We start from the raw sequence: 24,485 nt of genomic DNA on the forward strand, positions 1-24,485 counted from the left end.
GCCGGTCGGCGGGCCGCAACCGCGCGAGTCTTGGTCCATGACCTCCCCGCGCACACCCGGCCTGCCGGCGGGCGCCCCGCCGTCACCGCACACCCCGGCCGAACTGGCGACGCTGCTGAGGCTGGTCACCGGCTCCAAGGCCGAGACCGTCGCGGTCGGCCACGGCCGTGACGACGCCTCCCGCGCCGCCGCACGCGCCTTCGTCGAGGAGTGGGAGGCGGCCGGGCGGCACGTCACCGCCGTCGTCGACTGGCCCGAGGAGGCGGCGTCCTGGCTGCGCGCGGCCCGTCGTCTCACCGAACCGCTTCCCGATGCCTGGGTCGTCGCCGGGGCCCCGCATGGCTGGGCCCGGCTGAGCCGCCGACTGCGGCACAGCACCGGCTGGGATCCGTTGCGCAGCTTCGGTTTCGCCTCCCTGAGCGACCCGGCGGTGGTCCGGCTGTCGGGCGCGGCGGTCCTCGGGATGAGGGGCGCGGGCGCCGACGGCTCGGTGTGGCAGACCGGTTGCGGGCGCATCACCCACCGCCTGCATCCGGCGAGGTTGAGCGCCGGGAGTTAGCTCAGTGCCAGCCCTGGTGGCTCAGCGCCCGGCAGACCAGTACCGGGCCGCCGGTGCGCGCGGACAGTTCCCGCCCGTCGTGGAGGGCGAAGCGAACCGGCCAGCTCGCGCCGAGGAGCTGGTGGCGGCGGTCCTCCCCGGGCGGCAGTAGCAACTGGAACGGCTGCAATGGCAGATCGGGGCCCTGCCGGACGTCGGGCCGCCACACCCGTACCTCCCGCCCGGCGTCGTACAGTGCGACGCGCTCCAGCAGCGACAGGCTCGTGTAGCCCATGGGGATCGCACGTTGCAGATCCGCGCCCGGCGGGTCGTAGTCGTCGGGGAAGACACGGGAGGGACGCTCGTGGCCCCAGTAGAACCGGCCCGCCTCCGGTGCCTGGCCGTCGAAGGGATCGCCGCCGCCATCCGGCCAGTCGACGCCCTGATGCCCGTCGCTCATCGTTTCCCCTAATCCACGTCGGTCGCCAGTGAGGCGTCCTTGTGGTGAGCCAGCAGCAGCGCCAGCTGCTCGGCGGTGGTCCGCCCGGTCGACAGCTCCGGCAGGTCCTCGACGGCGAAGAAGCCGACGTCGCTGGTCTCGCCGTCGAGACCGGCCTGCGGGGCGGCGTCGTCGGTGCGCTCCACCAGGAAGAAGAGCTTGTAGACGTGCCACGGACTGACCGGGTTATGTCCATTGTGGATGCTGCCGTCGTGCACGGCGGCCAGCCTCGTGGTGCGCACCCGCAGCCCGGCCTCCTCGGCGAACTCCCGCTCGGCGGCCGCACGCGGCTCGTCGAGAGCGTCGACCCAGCCGCCCGGCAGCGTCCAGCGGCCGTCGCGGACCTCCTTGACCAGCAGTACCCGGTCGCCGTCGAACAAGGCGCCCCGCACGTCGAGCTTCGGCGTGGCGTGGCCGAGTTCGAGGTCGAGTCCGGCGCGAAGCTGCGCCGGATCGGTCGCCGAGATCAGTTCCAGGATCTCCCCGGTCATCTCGCGCATCCGCCGGTAGCGCGCCAGATCGTACTTGTCGGTGGCGTAATAGAGCCCGTTTTGGGCCATCGCACCCAGTTCCACGGCCATCGTGTGCAGGGTGCGTACCGGATCGATCGTCATGACGGGAGCTTAGGCGCCGGGGCGGCCAGTTCCCGGACCACCTCGGCGAAGCCGCGCACGTGCGCGGTCTCGACGTCCTCGGCCCACGCCAGCGCCACCCGCAGCGGCTCGACGTCGGTCAGCGGCACCCACACCAGGTCGGGACGGGCGTAGTAGCGGGCCATGCTCGCCGGAGCGAAGCAGATCGCCCCGCCGCCCGCGACGGTCTCCAGCATCTCCTCGACGTTGTCGTTGCGCGGCCCCCACACCGGGCTCGACCCGTCGGGCCGCGGATTCACCGCCCACCAGTCGACCCAGGCGCGCGGCGCCTGGTCGGTCCACATGAGAGGCTCGCCGGCCACCTCCATGATGGACAGTTCGGACCGGTCGGCGAACCGGCGGGCACCGGCGCGCGAACTCCGCCCGCGCCCTCGTCGTCAGCTCGCCGGCACCGCTCGCCTCGAACCCGACACGCAGCACCGAAGCGGCGCCGTCGCGATGCCGGGCGGCGGCCGCGGTGATCCGCTCGGCCTGCCGCAGTGTCCGCCGGGCCTCGTCGACGATCTCGCTCCCGGCCGCCGTCGCCGCGACCCCGCCCGGATGCCGGTCGAACAACCGCACCCCGAGCTCCTTCTCCAGCTTCCGCAGCGCATAGGACAGCGCCGGCTGGCTCACGTACAGCACCGCCGCAGCCCGCCCCAGGTTCCCCTCCTCGGCGATCGTGACCAGATACCGCAGCTCGCGAAGCTCCATGCAGGCAGCATAAACACCGTTTATGACGCGAGAGGAAACCTGTCTTGGGCGTCACCGCGCCCACCGGGAGATAACTGATCCGTACACCGGAACCGAGGAGAACCACCGTGAACAGCACCCCCACCCGAACCGCCGAAGGCCGCGTCTGGCTCATCACCGGCGCCTCCGCCGGCTTCGGCCGCGCCATCGCCGAGACCGCGCTCGCCACCGGAGACACCGTCGTCCTGACCGCACGACGCGTCGCAGCCCTCGAAGACCTCCGCGCCCGGCACCCCGACCGCGTCGCCGTGCTCGCCCTCGACGTGACCGACCACGCGCGCATCACCGAGGTCGTCGCCGAGGTCGTCCTCTGGTACGGCCGCGTCGACGTCCTGGTCAACAACGCCGGACGAGGGCTCGTCGGCGCCGTCGAGGAGACCACCGACCGTGAACTGCGCGAGCTGATGGACCTGCACCTGTTCGGCCCCGCCGCCCTCACCCGCGCGGTCCTGCCGCACATGCGCCGGCGGAACTCGGGCGCGATCGTGCAGATGAGCAGCATGGGCGGACGTTTCACCTTCCCGGGCGTCGGCGGCTACTCGGCGACGAAGTTCGCCCTCGAAGGCCTGTCCGAGGCGCTCGCCGGCGAGGTCGCGCCCTTCGGGATCAAGGTGCTCATCGTCGAACCCGGCTCCTTTCGCACCTCCTTCGCCGGCGGCTCGCTGGACCTCGCGGCGCCGATCGAGGCCTACGCCGACATCGTCGGGCCGGTCCGTGAGGCGCTGCCCGCCAGCGACGGCAAGCAGCCCGGCGACCCGGCCAAGGCCGCCGCGGCGATCCTGCGGGCCCTCGACGCGGAGTCGACGCCGCTGCGCCTGGCGCTGGGCGACGACGCCGTCGACGGGGTCATCGCCGGCGCGGAGCGCAACCGGGCCGAACTCGCCGCGTGGGAGAAGGTCGGCCGGGACGTGGAGATCGACTGAGAAGCGAGCGAAACTCCCGGTGGTCATGTTCGATCCTCTGTGATTAAGTGTGAACGCGGTGGACTGCCCCGCCGCCATGCCACCCTTCAGCGGAGTCGATTCGAGACATGACGCACACCCTCACCGGAGCCCCCGTGGTCCTCACCGCGGGGGCCGCCAGCATCGTCATCGACACCACCGGCCCGGGCCTTCCCCGGGTCCTGCACTGGGGCGGCCGGGTCACCTCCGCGCCGTCCGTCGAGCAGTCCCGCGACGTCCTCGGCGCCGTCCTCCTCCCCGCCCAGTGCGACGGGTGGATGGGCCGCCCCGGTGTCTCCGGCCACCGCGACGGCGGAGGATCGCACCTGCGCCTGACCGTCGCCGCGCCGCCCGCCGTCCACGTCGATCCGGCCGGCGGCGGTGGCATCACCGTCGACGCGATGGACGACCTAGCCGGGATCGACGTGCGCAGCGAGCTGCATCTGTCGCCCGAGGGCCTGCTGCGCGTCCGCCACACCGTCTGCAACACCGGCAAGGGCACCTGGACCGCCGACGGCGTCCTCGCGCTCCTCCCGGTGCCCGCCGAGGCCGCCGAGATCCTCGACACCACCGGGCACTGGGGCCGCGAGCGCTTCCCGCAGCGCGTCCAGTTCGGACAGTCCACAGTGGTCCATGAGAACCGCCGCGGCCGTACCGGCTTCGACTCGCCGCCGCTGTTCGTGGCGGGCACACCCGGGTTCGGCTTCCGGCACGGCGAGGTCTGGGGCGTGCACGTCGGCTGGAGCGGAAACCACCTGCACCTCGCGCAGCGCCTGCACGACGCCGACGCCGTCCTCGGCGGCGGTGAACTCCTCACCGCCGGGGAGGTCCGCCTCGCGCCCGGCGGCACCTACCGAACGCCGTGGGTCTACTTCGCCTACTCGCCCAACGGCCTCGACGGGCTCTCCGACATCACGCACGCCTGGATGCGCGGTCGCCGGACCCACCCGTCGACCGAGCGCCCGCTGACCCTCAACGTCTGGGAGGCGGTCTACTTCGACCACGACCTGGCCAAGCTCAAGGCCCTGGCAGACAAGGCCGCCGCCATCGGCGTCGAACGCTACGTCCTCGACGACGGCTGGTTCCTCGGCCGCCGCGACGACACCTCCGGCCTCGGCGACTGGCACGTCGACCCCGACGTGTGGCCCGAAGGCCTGCACCCGCTGGCGCGGCACGTCCGCGAGGCGGGGATCGAGTTCGGCCTGTGGGTCGAGCCGGAGATGATCAACCCGCGCTCGAAGCTGGCCGAGGAGCACCCCGACTGGATCCTCGCGGCCCCGGGCCGCCTGCCGGCCGAGCAGCGCAGCCAGCACGTCCTCGACATCGCCCGCCCGGAGGCCTTCGCGCACATCCTCGAACGCCTCGACGCGCTGGTGACCGAGTACGAGCTGACCTACCTGAAGTGGGACCACAACCGCGACCTCGTCGAGGCGGTCCACGACGGGCACGCCGGAGTCCACGAGCAGACGCTGGCCGCCTACCGGCTCATCGACGAGCTGAAGGCGCGCCACCCCGGCCTGGAGATCGAGTCCTGCTCGTCGGGCGGCTCGCGCGTCGACCTGGGCATCCTCGCCCGCACCGACCGCGTGTGGGCCTCGGACATGACCGACGGCCTCGAACGCCAGCACATCCAGCGCTGGGTCGGGCAGCTGATCCCGCCCGAGCTGGTCGGCGCGCACGTCTCCGCCCCCGTCAACCACCAGATGGGCCGCGCGACCAGGCTGCGGCTGCGCACGGTCACGGCCCTGTTCGGCCACGCCGGCATCGAGTGGGACATCACCACCTGCACCGAGGAGGAACTGGCCGAACTCGCCGACTGGGTGGCCGCCTACCGGCGCCTGCGCTCGACTCTCCACACAGGACGGACCGTCCGCGTGGACCACGCCGACGAGTCGGCGCACCTCTACGGGATCGTGTCACCGGACCGCTCGCACGCGGTGTTCGCCTACGCGCAGCTCGCCACGTCCGCCTCGACGGCGCCGGTCCGCCTGCGCCTGCCCGGACTCGACCCGCAGGCGGAGTACTCCGTCGCGCTCCTGCCGGAGATCCCGGCGCCGGACTGGCGGCGCGGGGAGCCCTGGAAGCTCGACGTCGTCCGCTCCGGGGAGACCCTCGCCGGATTCGGCCTCGCCGGCCCGGTCCTGGCCCCGGCCGACGCCTACGTGCTCGAACTGCGCCGGATATAGGGCTCGCGGTGAAGGCCGGGTCTCGGCCCGGCCTTCACTTGGGTCGAAGCGGACGCCCGAACGCAGCGGAGGACCGGTTCGACCGGCTCCAGCCTTCCAGCCCGGCGGCCCCGGCGGAAGAGGAAAGCTGACAGTGGAAACGACGGGTTGGCGACCCGGGCCGCCCTGAAGTACGGCCGCCGAGCCTCGCCGCAACCGCCATACCGTGCTTTCCTGTTATCTTCTCAACATCCATAACAGGGAGGTGTCCCGGTGACCGGACGACACGTGTGGGCGGGCGTCGACCTCGGCACCCAGAGCGTCCGCGCGGTCCTGGCCGACGACGACGGCACCGTGCTGGGCCGTGGATCGGCCACCCTGACCGGTACCCGCGACGGCGAGCGCCACGAGCAGGACCCCGAGTCCTGGTGGCGCGCGGCCGTCGCCGCCCTCCGCCGGGCCACCGCCGACGCCGGGCGCCCGCCGGTCGCCGGTGTCGCCTGCTGTGGCACGTCCGGCACGATCCTCCTGGTCGAGGACGCGCCCGGCGATCCGGCTCGCCCGCTCACCCCGGGCCTGATGTACGACGACGCCCGCGCGGTCGCCGAGGCCGCCCGGGTCGCCGCCGCACCGGCCCCCGCCTGGGCCGAGGCCGGCCTGCGTCCGCAGCGCACCTGGGCCCTGCCGAAGGCCCTGTGGCTGCTCCGGCACCACCGCGACCACCCGCGCGCCCGCATCGCCCACCAGGTCGACGTCATCACCTCACGCCTGACCGGCCACCCGGCCGCCACCGACACCAGCAATGCCCTCAAGACCGGCGCCGACCCGGTGTCGGGCACCTGGCCGCTCGCCGACCTCGCCCGGCTCGGCCTGCCCGCCGATCGCCTGCCGCCCCTGGTTCGCCCCGGCGACACCCTCGGGCAGGTGAGCCCGGCGGCGGCCGAGGCGACCGGCCTGACCTCCGGCGCGCCCGTCGTCGCGGGCATGACCGACGGCTGCGCCGCCCAGATCGCCGCCGGCGTACTGGAACCCGGCCGCTGGAGCTTCGTCGCCGGCACCACGACGGTCCTCAAGGGAGTCGCCGACACGCTGCCCACCGACCCGACCGGCGCCTTGTACTCGCACCGCTCACCCGACCGACGCTGGTGGCCCGGCGGCGCGTCCAGCGCCGGCGCCGGACTGCTGACCCGCGAGTTCGGCGGCCCCCGGCCCGAGCTGGAATCCGGCGGCTCCGGCGCGGTCACCTACCCCCTGTCCGGACTCGGCGAACGCTTCCCCTTCCAGCGCGCCGACGCGCGGGCCTTCACACTCGGGACCGTGGCCTCCGACCGCGACCGCTACACCGCGATCCTGCGCGGAGTCGTCCTTGCCGCCCGCTTGAGCCTCGACCACGTCGCCCGCCTCGGGCTACCCGTCGAAGGCGCCGTGACCGTCACCGGCGGCGCGAGCCGCAGCGACCACTGGATGCGGCTGCACGCCGCCGGCCTGCGTCGTGAGATCCGCGTCCCGGCCGAGGCCGAGGGCGCCTTCGGCATGGCCGTGCTCGCCGCCGCCTCCGCGAACGGAGGCCTGGTCACGGCCGCCCGGCGAATGCTCGGCCCCGCGCGGACCTTCGCCCCCGAACACCCCGGCCCACTCGACGAGGCCTACGCGCGACTCGTCGGCGAACTCGCCGCGCGAGGCTGGATCGACGCGGGCCTCGCGGCCGCCGCGGCACCCGGAGGAGACCGATGAGCCGGCACACGATCATCGCCCTGATCCGCCACGGCGAGACCCCCTGGCACCGGGAGAACCGCTACTGCGGCCGGACCGACCTGCCCCTGACCGAGACCGGCGAGCGGCAGGCCGCCGAGCTCGCCGGCTGGGCCGCCGCGACCCCCGCCCTCAGCGCCGTGCACAGCTCGACGCTGACCCGCGCGATCCGGACCGCCGCGCCCGCCGCGGACGCCGCCGGGCTGCCGCACCTGACCGACGATCGCCTGGTGGAGCTCGACTTCGGTGCGGCCGAAGGGCTCACGGCCGAGGAGATGAGCCGACGGTGGCCGCGCGCACGCGAGGCCTTCGTCGCCGACCCGGTCGCCAATCCGCTGCCGGGCGGTGAAGACCCGTGGGACGCCATCGCCCGGGGGAGCGCGGCGGTGGACGACGCGGCGCGCGCCCACGTCGGGGGAGTCGTGCTGGTGGTGTGCCACAGCACCTTGCTGCGGCTGGTCGCCTGCCACCTGACGGGAGCCGATCCGGCGGAGTACCGGCGGCTGTATCCGAAGGTGGGCAACACGAGCGGGGCGATCCTTCGCCGCCCCGTCGACGCGGCGGCCGAGGCATGGGAGCTGCTCGCCTTCAACCCGGTGCTGACCCGCGAGGGGTTCGGCGCGGCGTGGTGAGAGCGGCTGGATCTGGTACCGGGCAAGGGATTTAACAAGATTCGTCGTTAAGAGGCCTTGACCTCGTGTGAACAACGCTCATATGCTCCGGACACCACTTGCGAAATCACCCCGAAACCCCGCCATCACCGCCCGCCCGCTTCCCCCGCGCGGGCACCGTTCCCACCTCGACCCCGGAGGCAAGAACGCCATGAACAGCGAACGATCCGCGCGCCACGGCATCGGCCGCCGTGAGCTCCTTCGCCTGGCAGGGCTGGGAACCGCGCTCTCGGCCGCCGCCCCGCTCCTGTCGGCCTGCGGCTTCGGCGGCGGACCCGCCGACGAGGGCGGCTCGGCCGCCGACGACGTCACCGGCGCCTTCGACTGGAAGAAGCACGACGGCAAGACCGTGAAGCTTCTGATGAACAAGCACCCCTACACCGACGCCCTCAAGGCGCACCAGGCCGAGTTCACCGCCAAGACCGGCATCACCCTCCAGATCGACGAGTTCCCCGAATCGAACTACTTCGACAAGGTCACCCTCGAACTCCAGTCCGGCCAGGGCGGCTACGACGCCTTCATGCTGGGCGCCTACATGGTCTGGCAGTACGGCCCGCCCGGATACCTCGAAGACCTCAACCCGTGGATCCGCAACGCCTCGGCGACGCACGCCGAGTTCGATCCCGCCGACTTCTACCCCAACCTGCTCACCGCCGGGCAGTGGGACTTCACCAACGGCAACCCGCTCGGCGGCGACCGCCAGTGGATGCTGCCCTGGGGCTTCGAGAGCAACGTCGTCGCCTACCGCAAGGACGTCTTCGACAAGCTCGGCCTCGTCCCCGCCGAGGACTTCGACGGACTCATCGAGCTGGCCAAGACCATCGACTCGAAGGCCTCGTCCAACGGGTTCGGCGACATGTACGGCATCGCCGTGCGCGGCTCGAAGGAGTGGGCGACGATCCACCCGGGCTTCATGACCATGTACACCCGGCTCGGGCTCAAGGACTTCGCCGTCGAGAACGGCCGCCTCAAGCCGCTGATGAACTCGCCGGAGGCGATCGCCTTCACCGACAAGTGGGCCGGGATGGTCCGCGACTCCGGGCCCGCCGGCTGGACCTCCTACACCTGGTACCAGGCCTCCAGCGACCTCGGCGCGGGCAAGGCCGGGATGCTCTTCGACGCCGACATCGCCTCCTACTTCCAAAACGAGAACACCGCCGCCGCCGGGAAACTCGCCTGGCACCCGGGACCGAAGGGCCCCGATGGCAACCTGAACACGAACCTGTGGATCTGGTCGCTGGCGATGAACTCGGCCTCCAAGAACAAGGAGGCGGCCTGGTGGTTCCTCCAGTGGGCCGAGTCGAAGGAGCACCTCCAGTACGCCGCCACCCAGGGCCAGCACATCGACGCCGTGCGGCAGTCGGTGGCCACCTCGGCGGAGTACAAGGACCGCCTCGCCCCCAACACCGGTTTCCTGGAGACCTTCGAGCAGGTCATCGACTCCACGAAGATCCAGTTCACCCCGCAGAAGAACTTCTTCGACGCCACCACGTCCTGGGCGGCGGCGCTCCAGGACGTCTACGGCGGCGCCGACGCCAAGGCCACGCTCGACGAACTGGCCACCAGCCTCGAACCGAGGGTCAACGACTGATGTCGGTGACCACCCCGTCCGAAGTGGACCGCGCCGAACCCCCGGCGCGGCCACCCTCGGGTCCCGAAGGACGACGGCCGACGGTGTCGCGGCGCCGGCGGCGCCTGCGCCCCTACATCCTGGCCGTCCCGGCGGTCCTGCTGTGCGTCGGCATCCTCTACCCGTTCTTCGTCGGGGTGAGCTACACCGTCTTCAACTTCTCGGCGGCCAACCCGAACCCCGCATTCGTCGGGCTGCGCAACTTCGCCGAGATCACCACCAGCGCGCCCTTCTGGAACTCCGTGCGGGTCACCGGCTCCTTCGCGCTGACCGCCACCGCCGTCGAGACCGTCCTCGGCGTGGGCGTGGCGCTCCTGCTCTACCGAGGCGGGATCCTCGGAAGGATCCTGGAACGCGCCCTGATCGTCCCGCTCATGGTCGCCCCGATCCTGGCCGCGATCATGTGGAAACTGCTGCTGCTCCCCGAGGTCGGCTGGGTCCGCCCGATCCTCGAAGGACTCGGCGTGACCGGCTACACCGGCACCGACAGTCCACTGTGGGCCTTCCTCTGGTCGGTCGTCGTCGACGCCTGGATCTACACGCCCTTCGTGGCGATCATCGCCCTCGCCGGACTGCGCTCGCTGCCGGCCTCGCCGTTCGAGGCCGCGGCCGTCGACGGTGCCGGCTGGTGGTTCACCTTCCGCCGGCTCACCCTGCCGATGCTGTGGCCCTACGTGTTCGTCGCGGTCATCTTCCGGCTCATGGACAGCCTGAAGATGTTCGACATCATCTTCGGCCTGACCACCGGCGGACCCGGCGACTCGACGACGACCCTCCAGATCAACGCCTACCTGGAGTCGATCAGCTACGCCCGCTACAGCCGCGGCATCACCTACATGGTCGTGCTGTGGGCGGCGGTCTACCTCATCTCGATGATCCTCGTCGGCTACCTCCGCCGGCTCCAGAACCGCACCGCCGGGGAGGCGGCATGACCGCGCCAGGACGCCCGCCGGGCCCCGAGACGCGCCGCAGGTCGCCGGTCGCGGCCGTCGCGGCCAACATCGCCCTCGTCGTCTACTTCGCGTTCTCGTTGCTGCCCATCGCGTTCATCATCGCGCTGAGCCTCAAGGCCGACCGCGACCAGACCACCACCTACCTGTGGTTCTCGCCGACCTTCGACAACTACCGCACGGTCCTCGGCCTCGACGGCGGCGGCTCCTCCTACGTCCGCTTCTTCCTGGCCAGCCTGACCACCTCGGTCGGCGCGGTGCTCGTGTCCCTGGTGATCGGCATCCCCGCCGCCTACGCCGCCGCCCGGTGGCGCTTCAAGGGCAGCGACAACCTCATGTTCACCCTGCTCAGCTTCCGCTTCGCGCCCGAACTGCTGGTGATCATCCCGCTGGCGGTCATCTACCGGCAGCTCGGCCTCTACGACACCGCCGTCGGCATGATCTGGGTCCTCCAGCTGGTCACCATGCCCCTGGTGGTGTGGATCCTGCGGTCCTTCTTCGCCGACTTCCCCGTGGAACTGGAGGAGGCGGCCCTCCTCGACGGCTACAGCCGCAGGCGCGTGTTCGTGAAGGTCGTCCTGCCGCTGGTGCGGCCGGGCATCGCCGCGGTGAGCCTGCTCGCCTTCATCTTCGCCTGGAACAACTTCATCTTCCCGTTCACGCTGACCTCCAGCAACGCCCAGACCGTCACCGTCAGCTCGCTGGCCTACCTGGGCGGCAACCTGGTCCGCTTCAACCTGGTCGCGGCCGGGGCGGTCATGGCGGCGCTGCCGCCGCTGGTGCTGGCCCTGTTCATCCAGCGCTACCTGGTCCGCGGACTGTCGTTCGGGGCGGTGAAGGGCTGATGGCCTCGGTCGAAGTGCGCGGGCTGCGCAAGAGGTACGGCAGGACCACGGCCCTCGACGACGTGTCCTTCGAGGTCGCCGACGGCGAGTTCTTCTGTCTGCTCGGCCCTTCCGGGGCGGGTAAGACGACGACGCTCAAGACGCTCGCGGGGCTCGTCGAACCCGACGCGGGCGAGGTCGTCATCGACGGGCTGCCCTCGAACGACGTCGAGCCGACCCATCGAGGTCTGGCGATGTGCTTCGAGAGCTACGCCCTCTATCCGCAGCTGGACGTCTACGGCAACCTCGCCTCACCGCTGAGGTCGCCGCTGTTCCGGTTGCCCGCGTCCGAAGTGGACGCCAAGGTCCGGGCGGTCGCCGGGACGCTCGGGATCGACGGTCTCCTCGAGCGCCCGGTGACCCGCCTTTCCAACGGCCAGCGGCAGCGCGTCGCGCTCGGCCGCGTCCTGGTCCGCCCGGCCCGCGCCTACCTCCTCGACGAGCCCCTCGCGCACCTCGACGCCAAGATCCGCGCGTCGATGCGCGCCGAGCTCAAGACGATCAGCCGCGACCTCGGCACGACCACCGTCTACGTCACCCACGACTACGTCGAGGCCCTGTCGCTGGCCGACCGGATCGGCGTGATCCGCGACGGCCGGATCCTCCAGGCCGGCACACCCGAGGAGGTGTGGGCCCGCCCGGTCGACGCCTTCGTGGCCCGCGCCTTCGGCAAACCCCGCATGACGCTGGTCGGCGGCGGTCTCACCGACTCCGCCGATGGTCCCGCCTTCGTCAGCGACGACGGCGCCCTGCGGCTCCCGCTGCCGCCTGTCGATGCCGCGCCGGGCGAGGCCGTGCAGGTCGGCGTCCGCCCGCGCGACCTGCGCCTGCGCTTGGGCGCCGACGAGGTCCCGGAAGGCTGGTCGGCCGTCGAAGGACGCGTCTGGGTGCTCGAACACCTCGGACGCGCCACCGAGGTCACCGTCGCCGTGGGCGCCGCCCGCCTGGCGGTGGTCGCGCCCCGAGCGGCGGTCGCGGGCCTGACGACGGATGACAGGGTGAGTCTGCTCATCAGGCCATCGACCGTCCATGTCTTCGCGACTGGGGACGAGGGGAAGCGGGTGTCACCGTGACGGGAAAGCAGCGCGGGTCGGAAAGTCCCGAGCAACGGCAGAAGAGGATCGCCGAGGTCGTGCTGGAGCGCGGCAGCCTCTCGGCACAGGAGCTGGCGCAGATCTTCGACGTCAGCGTCATGACGGTCCACCGCGACCTCGACGAGCTCGAACGGCAGGGCGTCGTGCGCAAGTTCCGCGGCGGTGTCACCGCGCAGCCCTCCGGTGTCTTCGAGTCCAATGTGGCCTACCGGCAGAAGTCGATGCGCGACCAGAAGCGCGCGGTCGCCGAGGTCGCCGTCGGCTACGTCGAGGCCGGCATGTCGATCATGCTCGACGACGCCACCACGACGGCCGCGATGATCCCCTTCCTCGCCGGGCGGACCCCGCTGCGGGTCGCGACGAACTACCTGGAGGGCATGCGGCAGCTCAGCCAGATCGGCGGCATCGGGCTGATGGCGCTCGGCGGCGACTACGACCCGTTGCACGACTCCTTCCTCGGCGGGACCTGCCTGGAGTGCATCGAGTCGATCCGCGTCGACGCCGTGTTCGTGTCCACCTCGGCGGTCTCCGGCCGCTACGCCTTCCACCAGGAGGACCGGATCGTCGCGGTCAAACGCCGGATGCTCGATGTGGCCGCCAAGCGCTACCTCCTGGTCGACCACACCAAGCTCGGCAAGGTCGCCCTGCACCGTCTCGTCCCGCTGTCGGTCTTCGACCTCGTGATCGTCGACGCCGGTGCGGACAAGGCCGACCTTGCCGAACTCGATCGCGACGGCATCCCCTACGAGGTGGCGAAGTGAGCGCGGTCAAGGGCGTCATCTTCGACATGGACGGCGTCATCGTCGAAAGCGAGCAGTTGTGGGAGGAGAGCTGGGCGGCCTGCTGCGCCAGGCGCCACACGGCCTGGACCCTCGACGACACTCGCACCTGCCAGGGCATGAGTTCACCCGAGTGGGCCGCTCACGTCGCCGCGAAGATCGGTGATCCGGCCCTCGCCGGCACCGTCCGCGCCGAGTGCGTCGGGCATGTCGCCGACGCCGTCCGAAGTGGACGCGCGCCCCTGCTGCCCGGCGCCCCCGAACTCGTCGCCGAGGCCCGCGACCGCGTTCCGATCGCCCTGGCCTCCTCGGCCGCGCGACCGGTGATCGACGCCGTCCTCGACCACTACGGCCTCGACGGCTTCGCCGCCACCGTCTCCAGCGAGGAGGTCGACCGCGGCAAACCCAGCCCCGACGTCTACGCCGAGGCCGCCCGCCGCATCGGCCTCGACCCCGCCGACGGCCTCGCCGTCGAGGACTCCGGCAACGGCATCCGCTCGGCCCGCGCCGCCGGACTCCACGTCGTCGCCATCCCCAACCGCGACTACCCGCCCGACCCCGAAGCGCTCGCGCTGGCCGACCACGTCGCCGCTGACCACGCGGGAGCGCTCGCCTACGTCCGTTCCCTGCTCCGCTGAGAGGAGTACGCCCATGACCAGGCTGTTCAACGACCCCGTCGCCTTCAAGGACGACATGGTCGAGGGCTTCGTCGCCGCCTACGGTCGCTACGTCCGGCGGGTCCCGGGCTGCTCGGGGGTCATGCGCGCGTCCGGGCCGGTTGCGGGCAAGGTCGGCGTCATCGTCGGCGGCGGATCGGGCCACTACCCGGCCTTCTGCGGCCTGGTCGGCCGGGGATTCGCCGACGGAGCGGTCATCGGCGACATCTTCACCTCGCCCTCGGCCGAGCAGGCCTACCGCGTCGGCAAGGCCGTCGACTCCGGCGCCGGGGTCTTGTTCAGCTTCGGCAACTACGCCGGCGATGTGATCAACTTCGGCATCGCCGAGCGCCGCCTGCGCGACGAGGGGATCGACTCCCGCACCGTCCTGGTCACCGACGACATCGCCTCGGCGCCACCGGAGGAGGAACCGAGTCGGCGCGGCATCGCCGGAGACTTCTGCGTCTTCAAGATCGCCGGTGCCGCCGCCGAACGCGGGATGCCCGTCGACGATGTCGAACGCGTCGCCCGGAAGGCCAACGCCCGCACCAGGACCCTCGGCGCCGCCTTCGCCGGCTGCACTTTCCCCGGTCGCGACGAGCCCCTGTTCACCGTGGACCCGGCCAGGATGGAACTCGGCCTCGGCATCCACGGCGAACCCGGCGTGCGGACCGTCGACCGCCTCAGCGCCGCCGGCCTCGCCGCCGCCCTCACCGACGCCGTCCTCGCCGAACGGCCACAAGGCGCCGTCGGCCGCGCGGCGGTCATCCTCAACGGCCTCGGCTCGACGAAGTACGAGGAGCTGTTCGTCGTCTGGAAGGACGTGCTGCCAAAGCTCACGGCCGCCGGAGTCGAGGTGGTCACACCCGAGGTCGGCGAACTGGTGACCTCCCTCGACATGGCCGGCTGCTCCCTGACGCTGTGCTGGCTCGACGACGAGCTGGAGGAGCTGTGGAACGCGCCGGCGGACACCCCGGCGTTTCGGCGCGGCGACCTGTCGGGCCCCACCTTCCGGACCCCGGCGGCGGCCGCCGCCGCCGCCGAACGGCCGCTCGCCGAAGCCGCCGAGATCCCCGCCGCCACCGAGGATTCCCGCCGCGCGGCCGCGACCGTCCGCGAATGCCTCGGTGCGATGCTCGCCGTCGTCGAGGACAACGAACGCGCGCTCGGGGAACTCGACGCGGTCGCCGGGGACGGCGATCACGGACGCGGCATGGTCCGTGGCCTGCGCGCCGCCCGCCGAGCCGTCGAGGGACCGGATCTGGGGGCGGGGGAGACCCTGCGTGTGGCCGGTGCGGCCTGGGCCGACAACGGTGGTGGGACCTCCGGCGTCCTGTGGGGCGCTTTACTGCACGCCCTCGGTGACGCCGTCGGTGACGAGGACGCCCCCGACCTCACGACCCTCGCCGGCGGAGTGGCCGCCGGGATCGTCGCCATCACCAACCTCGGCAAGGCCACCGCCGGAGACAAGACCCTTCTCGACGCGCTGATCCCGTTCCAGCAGGCCCTCGCCGACGCCGACGGGGACGCGATCGGTCCCGCCTGGCGTGATGCCGCCGAGGTCGCCGCCAACGCCGCCGAGGCGACGCGCGACCTCGCACCGAAGGTCGGCAGGGCCCGTCCGCTCGCCGAACGCTCGGTCGGCACTCCCGACCCGGGCGCGGTCTCGCTCGCCCTGTGCGCGCGGGCCGTCGCCGGGATCCTCGACCCCGGAGGTGCGGTGTGACCGTCCACAAGTGGCGGATCGCGGTCGGCGCGGACGCGGCCGGATTCGAGTACAAGGAGGCGATCGCGCGCGATCTGGCCGCCGACGAGCGCGTCGCCTCCGTCACCGACTTCGGCGTCGGCGCCGGGGAGCCGACGCCTTACCCGAACGTCGGGCTCAGCGTCGCCGAGGCCGTCGCGCGCGGCGAGGTGGATCGCGCGATCCTCGTCTGCGGCACCGGGATCGGCATGGCCATCAGCGCCAACAAGGTCCCCGGCGTCTACGCCGCGACCGTCGGCGACAGCTACTCCTGCGAACGCTCGGTGCGCTCCAACGACTGCCGCGTGCTGACTCTCGGGCAGCGCGTCATCGGCCTCGAACTCGCGCGGCGGCTGGTCGCCGAGTGGCTCGGCTACGAGTTCGACCCCGCGTCCCCGTCGGGCGCGAAGGTCGGCGTCATCCACGCTTACGAGGAGGGCCGGGCGTGAGCGACCTCGAACTGGCCGGTGTCCGCAAGACCTTCCGGCCCAAGGGCCGGCCCGAGGTGGAGGCGGTGCGCGGCTTCGACCTCTCGGTCGGCGGCGGTGAACTCGTCGGCCTGCTCGGGCCTTCGGGCTGCGGGAAGTCGACGACACTGCGCATGATCGCCGGGCTGGAGGAGGTCACCGACGGCGACATCCTGGTCGGCGGCCGCTCCCTGGTGGGGCTCGCGCCGCAGCGCCGCAACGTCGGCGTGGCCTTCGAGAACTACGCGCTCTACCCGCCGCTGACCGTCGCGGAGAACCTCGCCTTCGGTCTGGCGGCACGGGGAGTCGGGCGCGCCGAACGCAAGGCGCGCGTCGCCGACGTCGCCGAACGCATCGGCATCACCGGGATCCTCGGGCAGCGCCCGGCCGGGCTCTCCTCCGGCCAGAAGCAGCGCGTGGCGCTGGCCCGCGCGGTCGTGCGGGCCCCCGACGTGCTCCTCCTCGACGAACCGCTGTCGCACCTCGACGCCGCCCAGCGCGACGTGACCCGCCGCGAACTGCGGCATCTCCAGCGCGAACTGGGCTACACCACCATCCTGGTCACCCACGACCAGGAGGAGGCGCTGAGCCTTGCCGACCGGGTCGTGGTGATGAACGACGGCGTGGTCTGCCAGGTCGGCACGCCCGACGAGATCTACGACGACCCGTGCGGCCTGTTCGTCGCGCGCTTCGTCGGCGAGCCGGCGATGAACATCCTCGAAGGCGTCCACGACGGGCAGGGCGGGGTGCGGCTGTCCGGCGCGGTGACCGTGCCGGTCGGTGTTCCCGCGAGCGCCGGGCGAGAGGTGCTGGTCGGTGTGCGGCCCGAGGATCTCGCCATCGCCGAGAACCCCGACACCACGGGGATCGCGGTCGTCTACGAGGACCTGCGCGAGTACGGCCTGGTGACCGTCGAACTCGACGGCGTCGACGGCAGGGTCGTGGTGCAGACCGAGGCGGGCCGGGCCATCGCGCCGGGCGACCGGCTGCCGCTGGCCTTCGGGCGCGAGCGCACCTTTCTGTTCGACAAGGAGACGGAGGAACGGCTGCGATGACCGAACACGCGATCCTGGCCGTGGGAGACGACTTCGTGCGCACCGGCCTGTTCGTGGCCGCGCTGCGGGCCGAGGCGGGCGTCGACCGTCAGATCAGGGAGCTGCGGCTGCCCTGGCCCGGTGTGCCGTGGGGGAAGGTCGGGGAGGTCCACGAAGCCGCCGGCGACGAGGAGACCCTCATCGCCGCACTGTCCGGTGTGGACATCGCCGTGACGCACCTGGCCCCGTTCACCGAGCGGGTCTTCGCCGCCGCGCCCGACCTCCGGCTCGTCGTCGTCTCCCGCGGCGGGCCGGTCAACGTCAACCTCGAAGCGGCGGCCCGCCACGGCGTGGCCGTCTGCTACGCCCCGGGCCGCAACGCCGTCGCCACCGCCGAGTACGCCATCGGCCTGATCCTGGCCACCCTGCGCAACATCGCCCGTTCCCATGCCGCTCTGTCGGCCGGCGACTGGGCCGGCGACTACTTCGACTACGACAACGCCGGACTGGAGATCGAGGGCTCCACCGTAGGCGTTGTCGGACACGGCGCGATCGGCGCGAAAGTCGCCCGGATCCTGGCCGCCTTCGGTGCCGAGGTGCTGGTCCACGACCCCTACGCCGATCCGTCGACCGTGGACAGCGTCCCCCTCGCCGAACTGCTCGCGCGCTCGCGCGTCGTCACGCTGCACGCCCGCGCGACGCCCGAGACCGAGGGCATGATCGGCGCGAAGGAACTCTCCGCCATGCCGCGCGGTTCGGTCCTGGTCAACTGCGCCCGCGGATCCCTTGTGGACCACGACGCCCTCTGCGACGCGCTCGACGCCGGCCATCTCTCCGGCGCCGGGCTCGACGTCTATCCCGAGGAGCCGGTCACCGCGGGCTCCCGTCTGCTGCGCACACCGAACCTGGTCACCACTCCGCACATCGCCGGATGCAGCAAGGAGGTCGCCGAGAAGGCCGCCCGCATCTGCGCCGCCGAGGTCGGCCGCCACCTGCGCGGCGAGGCACTCGCCAACCGGGCGGCGTGACATGTACCTGGGCGTCGACATCGGCACCTCCGTCACGAAGGCCGCCGCCTTCGACGAGGAGGGCGCCCTGCTCGCCGTCGAGGCCCGCCGCACCAGGCTCGACAACCCCGCGCCCGGCCGGGTCGAGCAGGACCTCGAAGACGTCCTCGGCTCCGTCGGGGAGGTCGCGCGAGCGGTTGTGGCCAAGGCGGGCGCCGTGCCCCGGATCGTCGGCATCACCGGTCAGGGGGACGGCGTCTGGCTCACCGGGCCCGACGGCCGCGCGGTGCGCCCGGCGATCTCGTGGATGGACTCGCGGGCGGCGCCGATCGTGCGCCGCTGGCTCGCCGAGGGCGAGATCGAGAAGAGCTTCCGCCGCACCGGCAACGCCATGTTCCCCGGCGCCGCCGGCCCGATCCTCGCCTGGCTCGACGCCGAGGAGCCGGCGAGTCTCGACGCCGCCGACACCGCCGGATACTGCAAGGACGCGGTGATGCGCAGGCTGACCGGCGTTCGCGCCACGGACGCCTCCGACGCCTCGCTGCCCTTCCTCGACCCGTGGACGCGCGCCTACGACACCGAGGTCATCGACCGTCACGGCCTCGGCCACCGGGCCGGACTCCTGGCGCCGGTCGCCGACCCGCTCCCGGTCGGTGAGCTGACCGCCGAAGCCGCGCCGTTACTCGGGATCCCGGCCGGAACACCGGTCGTCGCCGGCCCTTTCGACCTGCCGGCCGGCGCTCTCGGATCGGGCGTGGTCCGGCCCGGCGACGGGCACCTCATCATCGGCACGACACTGGCCTGCCAGGTCCTCGTGGACACTGTGGACACCGGCGGCGAGCCGGTCGGGATGACCCTGGCCACCGCGACCCCCGGCCGCTGGCTGCGCGCGATGCCCGCCATGGTCGGCACCGCCGCCCTCGACTGGGTCCTCGGCCTGACCGGCGCCACGCATGAAGCCCTGGACGGGATGCTGTCGGCGAGTCCGGTCGGCGCGCACGGTGTCGGCTGTCTGCCCTTCTTCTCCCCGGCGGGCGAGCGTGCGCCTTTTCTGGAGCCGGCCGCCCGAGCGAGCTTCCACGCGCTGACCGTCCACAGCGATCGGACAGACTTGACCCGTGCGACCTGCGAGGCGGTCGCCTATGCCGCCCGGCACTGCTTCGAGGCCGCCGGGCTGGGCGGGGGAGTGGCGACCTGCGGCGGTGGCACTCGCAGTGCCGCATGGCTGCGGATCTTCGCCGACGTTCTGGGCCGCCCGATCCGCCTCGCCCCCCAACCCGAGACGGGCGCCAGGGGCGCCGTGCTGGCCGCCCGCCTGGCGCTGGGCGAGGATGTCGACCTGGCGGCCTGGACGGCCCCGGTCGCGGTGATCGAGCCCGATCCGGGCCGAGCGGCCCGCTACGACGAGCTCTACGCGCGCTACCGCTGTCTTGTGGACGGCGCCCGGCTCGGCTGGAGCGCGGCCTGATGGCGCGCCATGAACTCGATCCCGCCCACCGCGAGCGGACGCTGCGCCACCTCGCCGAGCGCGAGTACGACGTGATCGTCATCGGGGGAGGCGTCACCGGTGCCGGGGCCGCCCTCGACGCGGTCTCGCGCGGGCTGTCGGTGGCGCTGGTGGAGGCCGCCGACCTCGCCAACGGCACCTCCTCACGTTCCGGGAAGCTCTTCCACGGCGGGCTGCGCTACCTCAAGCAGCTCAACTTCTCCCTCGTGCGCGAGGCGCTGAAGGAGCGCGACCTCATGGTCGGCAGTCTCTGTCCGCACCTGGTGTCGCCCGAGCGCTTCACCTTCCCCTTCCGCCACTGGTGGGAGCGCGTCTACATAGGACTCGGTGTCCTGCTGTACGACCTGCTGCGCCTGACCGTGACCCGCACCGTCAAAGGGCACCGGCACCTTTCGCGCAAGACCGTTCGCCGTGAGCTGCCCGCCCTGGGGCCGGGCGTGCGCGGGGGAGTGAGCTTCTACGACGTCCGCGTCGACGACGCCCGCCACACGATGATGCTCGCCCGCACCGCCGCCGGTCTCGGCGCCGACGTCGCCACCCGCACCGAGGTCACCGGCTTCCTGCGCGACGGCGAACGGCTCACCGGAGTCGTCGCCCGTGACGCCGAAAGCGGCGCCGACGTGCCGATCCGTGGTCGCGCGGTCGTCAACGCCACCGGTGTGTGGGCCGAGCGCGTGCAGGAACTGGCCGGCGTCGCCTCGCTGTCGGTGACCGCCGCCAAGGGCATCCACCTCGTCGTCCCCGCCGACCGGATCGATCTGCGCACCGGTCTCATCGCGCAGACCTCCGACAGCATCTTCCTCATCCGCCGCTGGTTCGGGCACTGGCTCATGGGCACCACCGACACCAAGTGGGATCACACGCGCGACGACCCCGCTCCCACCGGGTCCGATGTGGACTACCTGCTGGCCCAGGCGAACCGGTGGCTGGAGAAGCCGCTCACCCGCGAGGACGTCGTCGGCGTCTACGCGGGGCTGCGGCCGCTGGTCAGCGGGAAGGGGGCCACCGCCGCACTCTCCCGTGACCACACCGTCGCCGAAGGACCCGCGGGTGTGTTCACCGTGGTCGGCGGCAAGTACACGACCTACCGGATCATGGCCCGCGACGCCGTCGACGCCGCCGCCCGCCACCTCGGCGGCGACGTCCCCGCCTCGGTCACCGAACGGATCCCGGTGATCGGCGCCGAAGGACTCGCGGCCGTCGCCGCCCAGCGCGCCCTCCTCGCCGAACGGCACGGGCTGACTCCACAGTGGATCGGCCATCTCCTGGACCGCTACGGCGCCCTCGCCCTCGATCTGCTCGACCTGATCGCCGAGCGCCCCGAACTCGCCGGGCCGATCGACGGCGCACCCGGCTACCTCGCCGTCGAGGCGGTCTACGCAGCCACCGCCGAAGGCGCCGTCCACCTCGACGATGTCCTGGTCCGCCGCACCCGGATCTTCATGGAGACCGCCGACCACGGCCTCACCGCCGCCGTCCACGTCGCGGCCCTCATCGCCCCCGCCCTCGGCTGGGACGACGAGCGCCGCGAATGGGAGATCGAGCGCTACGGCGCCGAGATGGCCGCCGACCTGGCCGCCGTCGCCGCCCTCACCGACGACGAGGCCATGGCCGCCCGCGCCGCCGTGCGGCCCGCGCCCTGGACCGTGCGGCCGCGCTGATCAGGACTTGGCGCCCAGGGTCTCGACGAGGCTCGTGAAGCCCTTCTCGCCGAGCCCGGCGTCGACGCCCCTGCGGAACACCTCGGCGACGGCCGAGGCCAGCGTGGTGTCCACGCCCGCCTCGGCCGTCGTGCGCAGGACGTGCTCGACGCTGATCAGGCCCATGCTCAGCCGCTCCAGATCGGAGGGGTAATCGCCGGCGTCGGCCTGCGCGGCCATCTGCGGGAAGAAGTGCGGGTTCGACTCGGTGGCCGACAGCGCGTAGGGGAGCAGGTCGGTGGCGCTGATCCCGTTGGCGCGGGCGATCGCGATCGTCTGAACGTGGGCGAGCATCGTCGTCCAGAAGATGTTGATGACGAGCTGGTAGTAGAGCGGGCCGAGGCCCGGGTCCTCGCCGCGGTAGTCGGGCGCGGCGATGAGCGAGAGCGTCGCGGCGTGCTCGTCGAAGAGTTCCCGGGGGCCGCTGTAGAAGGCTGAGGCGGCTTCGGTGGCGACGAGGTCGGGGGAGGCCATCATGGCGCCCGACAGATAGCCCGCGCCGTGCCCGGCGGCCCACGCGGCCGCTTCGCGCGCGCGGTCGGGCGTGTCCGAGCTGAGGTTGACCACGGTCTTGCCGGCCAGCGCGGCCGTGGCGGGTTCGATGATGGTGTACATCACGTCGAAGTCGGTGAGGCTCAGCACGATCAGGTCACCGGCGGCCAGCGCCTCGGCGGGCGTCGCGGCCAGTACCGCTCCCTGCTCGACGAGTCCGGAGGCCTTGGCCGGCGTGCGGTTCCAGACGGTGACCGGGTGCCCGGCTCGCAGGAAGGCGGCCGACATCGCCCGCCCCATGGGGCCGAGGCCGATCACGGTCAAAGGGGTCTTCGTCATGGTGCGACTCCTCGCTAAAACGAACGTTCTATCTGGAGTCCCGACCGTAGCAGGTTGCTGTAACGAACGTTCTATCCGGTAGGATTCGGCCCATGCCGAGCACCGTTGCGCCAGTTCAGGAGATGCAGACCCGCGAACGCATTGTCTGCACCGCCGCCCGCCTCATGCAGCGGCAGGGATACGAGGGCACGGGCATCAAGCTCATCGCCCGCGAGGCGAAGGCCACCCTGGGCTCGGTCTACCACTTCTTCCCGGGCGGGAAGAAGGAGCTGGCCCTGACCGCCATCGCCTTCAGCGAGAAGGAGTTCGGCGACCTGCTGGCCAGTTCGCTGGCCACCGAGAACGACCCCGGCGCCGCCATGCAGGCCTGCGCGAACACCCTGGCGGAGTACCTGGCCGCCGACGGCTGGGCCGACGGCTGCCCGGTGACGGCCACCGCCCTGGAGACCCTCGACGACCCCGACATGCGCGCCGCCTGCGAACACGCCTTCGCCCACTGGCGCGGCATCGTGTCGGAGGCCCTGGTGGCGGGAGGCGTCGGCGAGCAGGACGCGCAAGACCTGGCCTACACGGTGATCAGCGTCCTGGAGGGCGCCGAACTGACCGCGCAGGTCGCGCGCAGCCCGAAGGCGCTGGAGGTGGCGGGAAGGCACCTGGTGAGGTTGCTGGGGACCTACCGCTAGGCAGTACGGGTTCGCAACTCGACCGTGACTCCGCCATGACGTAGCTCACTCATCCTCGAACCATGCCCGCCATACGCGTCGCGATGCGATGGGTAGCCCACCCGTCGACGATCGCCGCCGCCCTCGTCCTGCTCGTCAACGACCACATCCTCAAGGCCGCGTTCCCGGGCCTGATCACCGGCAAGCTCAGCGACTTCGCCGGACTCGCGGCGGCCCCGGCGCTGCTCGCCCTCGCCGTCGCCCTGATCGTTCCGCGCCTGCCCGCCACTGCCCTGGCCGCCACCGCACTGACGCTCACCGGCGCCGGTTTCGTCTGGGTCAAGGCCACCGGGGCGGGAGCCGAGGCGGCCTCGGCTGCCTGGAGCGTGATCACGGGCCCGTCGGTGATCCTCGCCGACCCCACGGACCTGCTCGCCGTGCCCGCGCTCGCCCTCGCCTGGTGGACATGGCGCCGGGTGCGCCCGGCACCGGACGTGCCCGCGTCGACGCTCGCGCGGGCACGACTGTTCGTCGCGCTTCCGCTCATCGTCCTGGCCACCGCCGCGACACCGGCGGATCCACTACCCGACGCGGTGCTCGCCGTTGAGGAAGAGGCGGGCGAGGTCGCTCTGCACACCGGCTACGGCATCACGCGAGGCACACCCGACGGTGCCTGGTCGCCGATCGAAGATCTCCCCGACGGCGCCGCCGAGAAGGATCTTTCGAACGCCTCGGCCTGCGCGCCCGACGACCCGGTGCATTGCTATCGGCTGCACGAAGGCGAGGCCATCGGAGTCGACGAGACCTTGGACGGCGGCGCGACCTGGCGCACGGCCTGGGAGCTACCACCGGATCGGTGGCGATGGCTCTACCGGAGCCACGAACTCGACTCCAGCAACCGCCCGGGCATCGGCGACGTGCTCAAAGGCCTCGACATCCTCGTGCGGGCCGTGCCCGCAGGCCATCAGGTCGTCGTCGCCGCCGGGGTCGAAGGCCTCGTCGTGCGCTCGCCCGAAGGAGAGTGGAGCCGCGTGTCGGTGGACGCCGTCGGGGGCGCGTACGGGCCGTCGACGTTCCACGCCGGCCCGCTTCCCCTGACCGCGTTCGGCAGCGGGGCCTCGCGGGAGATCGGCTACGCCGTCCTGCTCGGTGCACTCGCCATGCTGCTCGCGACGACGATCTCGACCAGGCGCTCCCGGACACCGGTCGCGCGCATCTGGGGCATCATGTCGGCGGCGGCCCTCGCAGGGGTCGTTCCCGCCGTCGGGTTCACCATCCTCTCGGGCCCGGTCTGGACGGTGCTCTGCCCTATCGCGGTCCTCGTCCTCCATGCCGTCTTCGTCTTCCGCGGCCGCGCGCTTCCACGGGGCAGAACCCTGGCGAGCCTCGCGGTGGCCCTGCTCGTGGCGCCGGCCTTCGCCGCGCCGTACCTGGGCTGGAGTGTCGCGCGGCCGGCCGACTACGGCGTGGCCACGGCCGTCGCGGCGGCGTCGGCGGCCCTCGCGCTGCTCGTCTCCGTGCTGGTGACACTTCGCCTGTTCAAGAAGCGGGTCCCGCAGCCACGGCAGTGGTGACCCCCGAACACGTTT

Annotated in this window: 22 protein-coding genes and 2 pseudogenes; 19 read left to right on the plus strand and 5 right to left on the minus strand. The window is 72.2% G+C overall.

The window, feature by feature from the left end; genetic code table 11:
* The first annotated feature begins 37 nt into the window (after window positions 1-37).
* Window positions 38-559: a hypothetical protein gene (locus AB0I28_RS09355; RefSeq protein WP_357491319.1), complete on the plus strand. Its 522-nt coding sequence runs from the start codon at window positions 38-40 to the stop codon at window positions 557-559.
* Window position 560: 1 nt separating this feature from the next.
* On the opposite strand, the gene AB0I28_RS09360 is transcribed toward AB0I28_RS09355, so the two are convergent.
* The 4 genes and pseudogenes from AB0I28_RS09360 to AB0I28_RS09375 all read right to left on the minus strand — a co-directional run.
* Complete coding sequence (locus AB0I28_RS09360; protein WP_357491320.1) at window positions 561-998, minus strand: hypothetical protein; 438 nt, start codon at window positions 996-998, stop codon at window positions 561-563.
* 8 nt (window positions 999-1,006) lie between these two features.
* Window positions 1,007-1,651 carry an NUDIX hydrolase N-terminal domain-containing protein gene (locus AB0I28_RS09365; RefSeq protein ID WP_357491322.1) on the minus strand — a complete coding sequence of 215 codons (645 nt, stop codon included), beginning with the start codon at window positions 1,649-1,651 and terminating at the stop codon, window positions 1,007-1,009.
* Window positions 1,648-2,016 (minus strand): annotated as a pseudogene (locus AB0I28_RS09370) (LysR substrate-binding domain-containing protein); the annotation flags it as partial. The gene AB0I28_RS09365 and the pseudogene AB0I28_RS09370, both read right to left, overlap by 4 nt.
* A 196-nt stretch (window positions 2,017-2,212) precedes the next feature.
* Window positions 2,213-2,383 (minus strand): annotated as a pseudogene (locus AB0I28_RS09375) (LysR family transcriptional regulator); the annotation flags it as partial.
* A gap of 107 nt (window positions 2,384-2,490) precedes the next feature.
* Between AB0I28_RS09375 and AB0I28_RS09380 the strand changes: the two are divergent.
* The 16 genes from AB0I28_RS09380 to AB0I28_RS09455 all read left to right on the plus strand — a co-directional run bounded on the left by AB0I28_RS09380 (window position 2,491) and on the right by AB0I28_RS09455 (window position 21,364).
* Window positions 2,491-3,345 (plus strand): oxidoreductase, encoded by an 855-nt coding sequence (locus AB0I28_RS09380; RefSeq protein WP_357491324.1) that lies wholly within the window; start codon window positions 2,491-2,493, stop codon window positions 3,343-3,345.
* A 107-nt stretch (window positions 3,346-3,452) separates the two neighbouring features.
* Entirely contained in the window at window positions 3,453-5,549 is a 2,097-nt protein-coding gene (locus AB0I28_RS09385) for an alpha-galactosidase (RefSeq protein ID WP_357491325.1), read from the plus strand.
* A 252-nt stretch (window positions 5,550-5,801) separates the two neighbouring features.
* Window positions 5,802-7,262, plus strand: coding sequence for an FGGY family carbohydrate kinase (locus AB0I28_RS09390; protein WP_357491327.1), 1,461 nt, complete (start codon window positions 5,802-5,804; stop codon window positions 7,260-7,262).
* Window positions 7,259-7,912: a histidine phosphatase family protein gene (locus AB0I28_RS09395; protein ID WP_357491329.1), complete on the plus strand. Its 654-nt coding sequence runs from the start codon at window positions 7,259-7,261 to the stop codon at window positions 7,910-7,912. Before AB0I28_RS09390 ends, AB0I28_RS09395 begins: the two co-directional genes overlap by 4 nt.
* Before the next feature lie 190 nt (window positions 7,913-8,102).
* The gene (locus AB0I28_RS09400) at window positions 8,103-9,542 is read left to right on the plus strand and encodes an extracellular solute-binding protein (RefSeq protein ID WP_357491331.1); all 1,440 of its coding nucleotides are present in this window, start codon (window positions 8,103-8,105) and stop codon (window positions 9,540-9,542) included.
* 5 nt (window positions 9,543-9,547) lie between these two features.
* Complete coding sequence (locus AB0I28_RS09405) at window positions 9,548-10,513, plus strand: sugar ABC transporter permease (protein WP_357491333.1); 966 nt, start codon at window positions 9,548-9,550, stop codon at window positions 10,511-10,513.
* On the plus strand, window positions 10,510-11,376 hold the full coding sequence (locus AB0I28_RS09410; RefSeq protein WP_357491337.1) for a carbohydrate ABC transporter permease: 867 nt from the start codon (window positions 10,510-10,512) through the stop codon (window positions 11,374-11,376). The genes AB0I28_RS09405 and AB0I28_RS09410 overlap by 4 nt, the downstream gene beginning before the upstream one ends.
* On the plus strand, window positions 11,376-12,488 hold the full coding sequence (locus tag AB0I28_RS09415; RefSeq protein WP_357491340.1) for an ABC transporter ATP-binding protein: 1,113 nt from the start codon (window positions 11,376-11,378) through the stop codon (window positions 12,486-12,488). The genes AB0I28_RS09410 and AB0I28_RS09415 overlap by 1 nt, the downstream gene beginning before the upstream one ends.
* On the plus strand, window positions 12,485-13,270 hold the full coding sequence (locus AB0I28_RS09420; RefSeq protein WP_357491342.1) for a DeoR/GlpR family DNA-binding transcription regulator: 786 nt from the start codon (window positions 12,485-12,487) through the stop codon (window positions 13,268-13,270). The genes AB0I28_RS09415 and AB0I28_RS09420 overlap by 4 nt, the downstream gene beginning before the upstream one ends.
* Complete coding sequence (locus AB0I28_RS09425; protein WP_357491345.1) at window positions 13,267-13,926, plus strand: HAD family phosphatase; 660 nt, start codon at window positions 13,267-13,269, stop codon at window positions 13,924-13,926. The genes AB0I28_RS09420 and AB0I28_RS09425 overlap by 4 nt, the downstream gene beginning before the upstream one ends.
* A gap of 13 nt (window positions 13,927-13,939) precedes the next feature.
* Complete coding sequence (locus AB0I28_RS09430) at window positions 13,940-15,670, plus strand: dihydroxyacetone kinase family protein (protein WP_357491348.1); 1,731 nt, start codon at window positions 13,940-13,942, stop codon at window positions 15,668-15,670.
* Window positions 15,667-16,137 (plus strand): RpiB/LacA/LacB family sugar-phosphate isomerase, encoded by a 471-nt coding sequence (locus AB0I28_RS09435; RefSeq protein ID WP_357491351.1) that lies wholly within the window; start codon window positions 15,667-15,669, stop codon window positions 16,135-16,137. Before AB0I28_RS09430 ends, AB0I28_RS09435 begins: the two co-directional genes overlap by 4 nt.
* Window positions 16,134-17,210: an ABC transporter ATP-binding protein gene (locus AB0I28_RS09440; protein WP_357491354.1), complete on the plus strand. Its 1,077-nt coding sequence runs from the start codon at window positions 16,134-16,136 to the stop codon at window positions 17,208-17,210. The genes AB0I28_RS09435 and AB0I28_RS09440 overlap by 4 nt, the downstream gene beginning before the upstream one ends.
* Entirely contained in the window at window positions 17,207-18,217 is a 1,011-nt protein-coding gene (locus AB0I28_RS09445; protein WP_357491356.1) for a 2-hydroxyacid dehydrogenase, read from the plus strand. The genes AB0I28_RS09440 and AB0I28_RS09445 overlap by 4 nt, the downstream gene beginning before the upstream one ends.
* 1 nt (window position 18,218) lies before the next feature.
* Complete coding sequence (locus AB0I28_RS09450; protein WP_357491359.1) at window positions 18,219-19,664, plus strand: FGGY-family carbohydrate kinase; 1,446 nt, start codon at window positions 18,219-18,221, stop codon at window positions 19,662-19,664.
* Window positions 19,664-21,364 (plus strand): glycerol-3-phosphate dehydrogenase/oxidase, encoded by a 1,701-nt coding sequence (locus AB0I28_RS09455; RefSeq protein ID WP_357491361.1) that lies wholly within the window; start codon window positions 19,664-19,666, stop codon window positions 21,362-21,364. The genes AB0I28_RS09450 and AB0I28_RS09455 overlap by 1 nt, the downstream gene beginning before the upstream one ends.
* Here AB0I28_RS09455 and AB0I28_RS09460 read toward each other — a convergent pair whose 3' ends face one another.
* A complete protein-coding gene (locus AB0I28_RS09460) occupies window positions 21,365-22,234 on the minus strand; it encodes an NAD(P)-binding domain-containing protein (protein ID WP_357491364.1) in 870 nt (289 codons plus the stop codon). It abuts the gene before it with no gap.
* A gap of 92 nt (window positions 22,235-22,326) precedes the next feature.
* Here AB0I28_RS09460 and AB0I28_RS09465 point away from each other — a divergent pair, with 92 nt between their 5' ends.
* Window positions 22,327-22,917, plus strand: a complete 591-nt coding sequence (locus tag AB0I28_RS09465; protein ID WP_357491366.1) for a TetR/AcrR family transcriptional regulator — start codon at window positions 22,327-22,329, stop codon at window positions 22,915-22,917.
* Between the two features lie 62 nt (window positions 22,918-22,979).
* Complete coding sequence (locus tag AB0I28_RS09470; RefSeq protein WP_357491368.1) at window positions 22,980-24,470, plus strand: hypothetical protein; 1,491 nt, start codon at window positions 22,980-22,982, stop codon at window positions 24,468-24,470.
* Window positions 24,471-24,485: the final 15 nt, after the last annotated feature.

Source organism: Phytomonospora sp. NPDC050363 (genome assembly GCF_040655735.1).
In the GTDB taxonomy this organism is placed as follows: Bacteria; Actinomycetota; Actinomycetes; order Mycobacteriales; family Micromonosporaceae; genus Phytomonospora.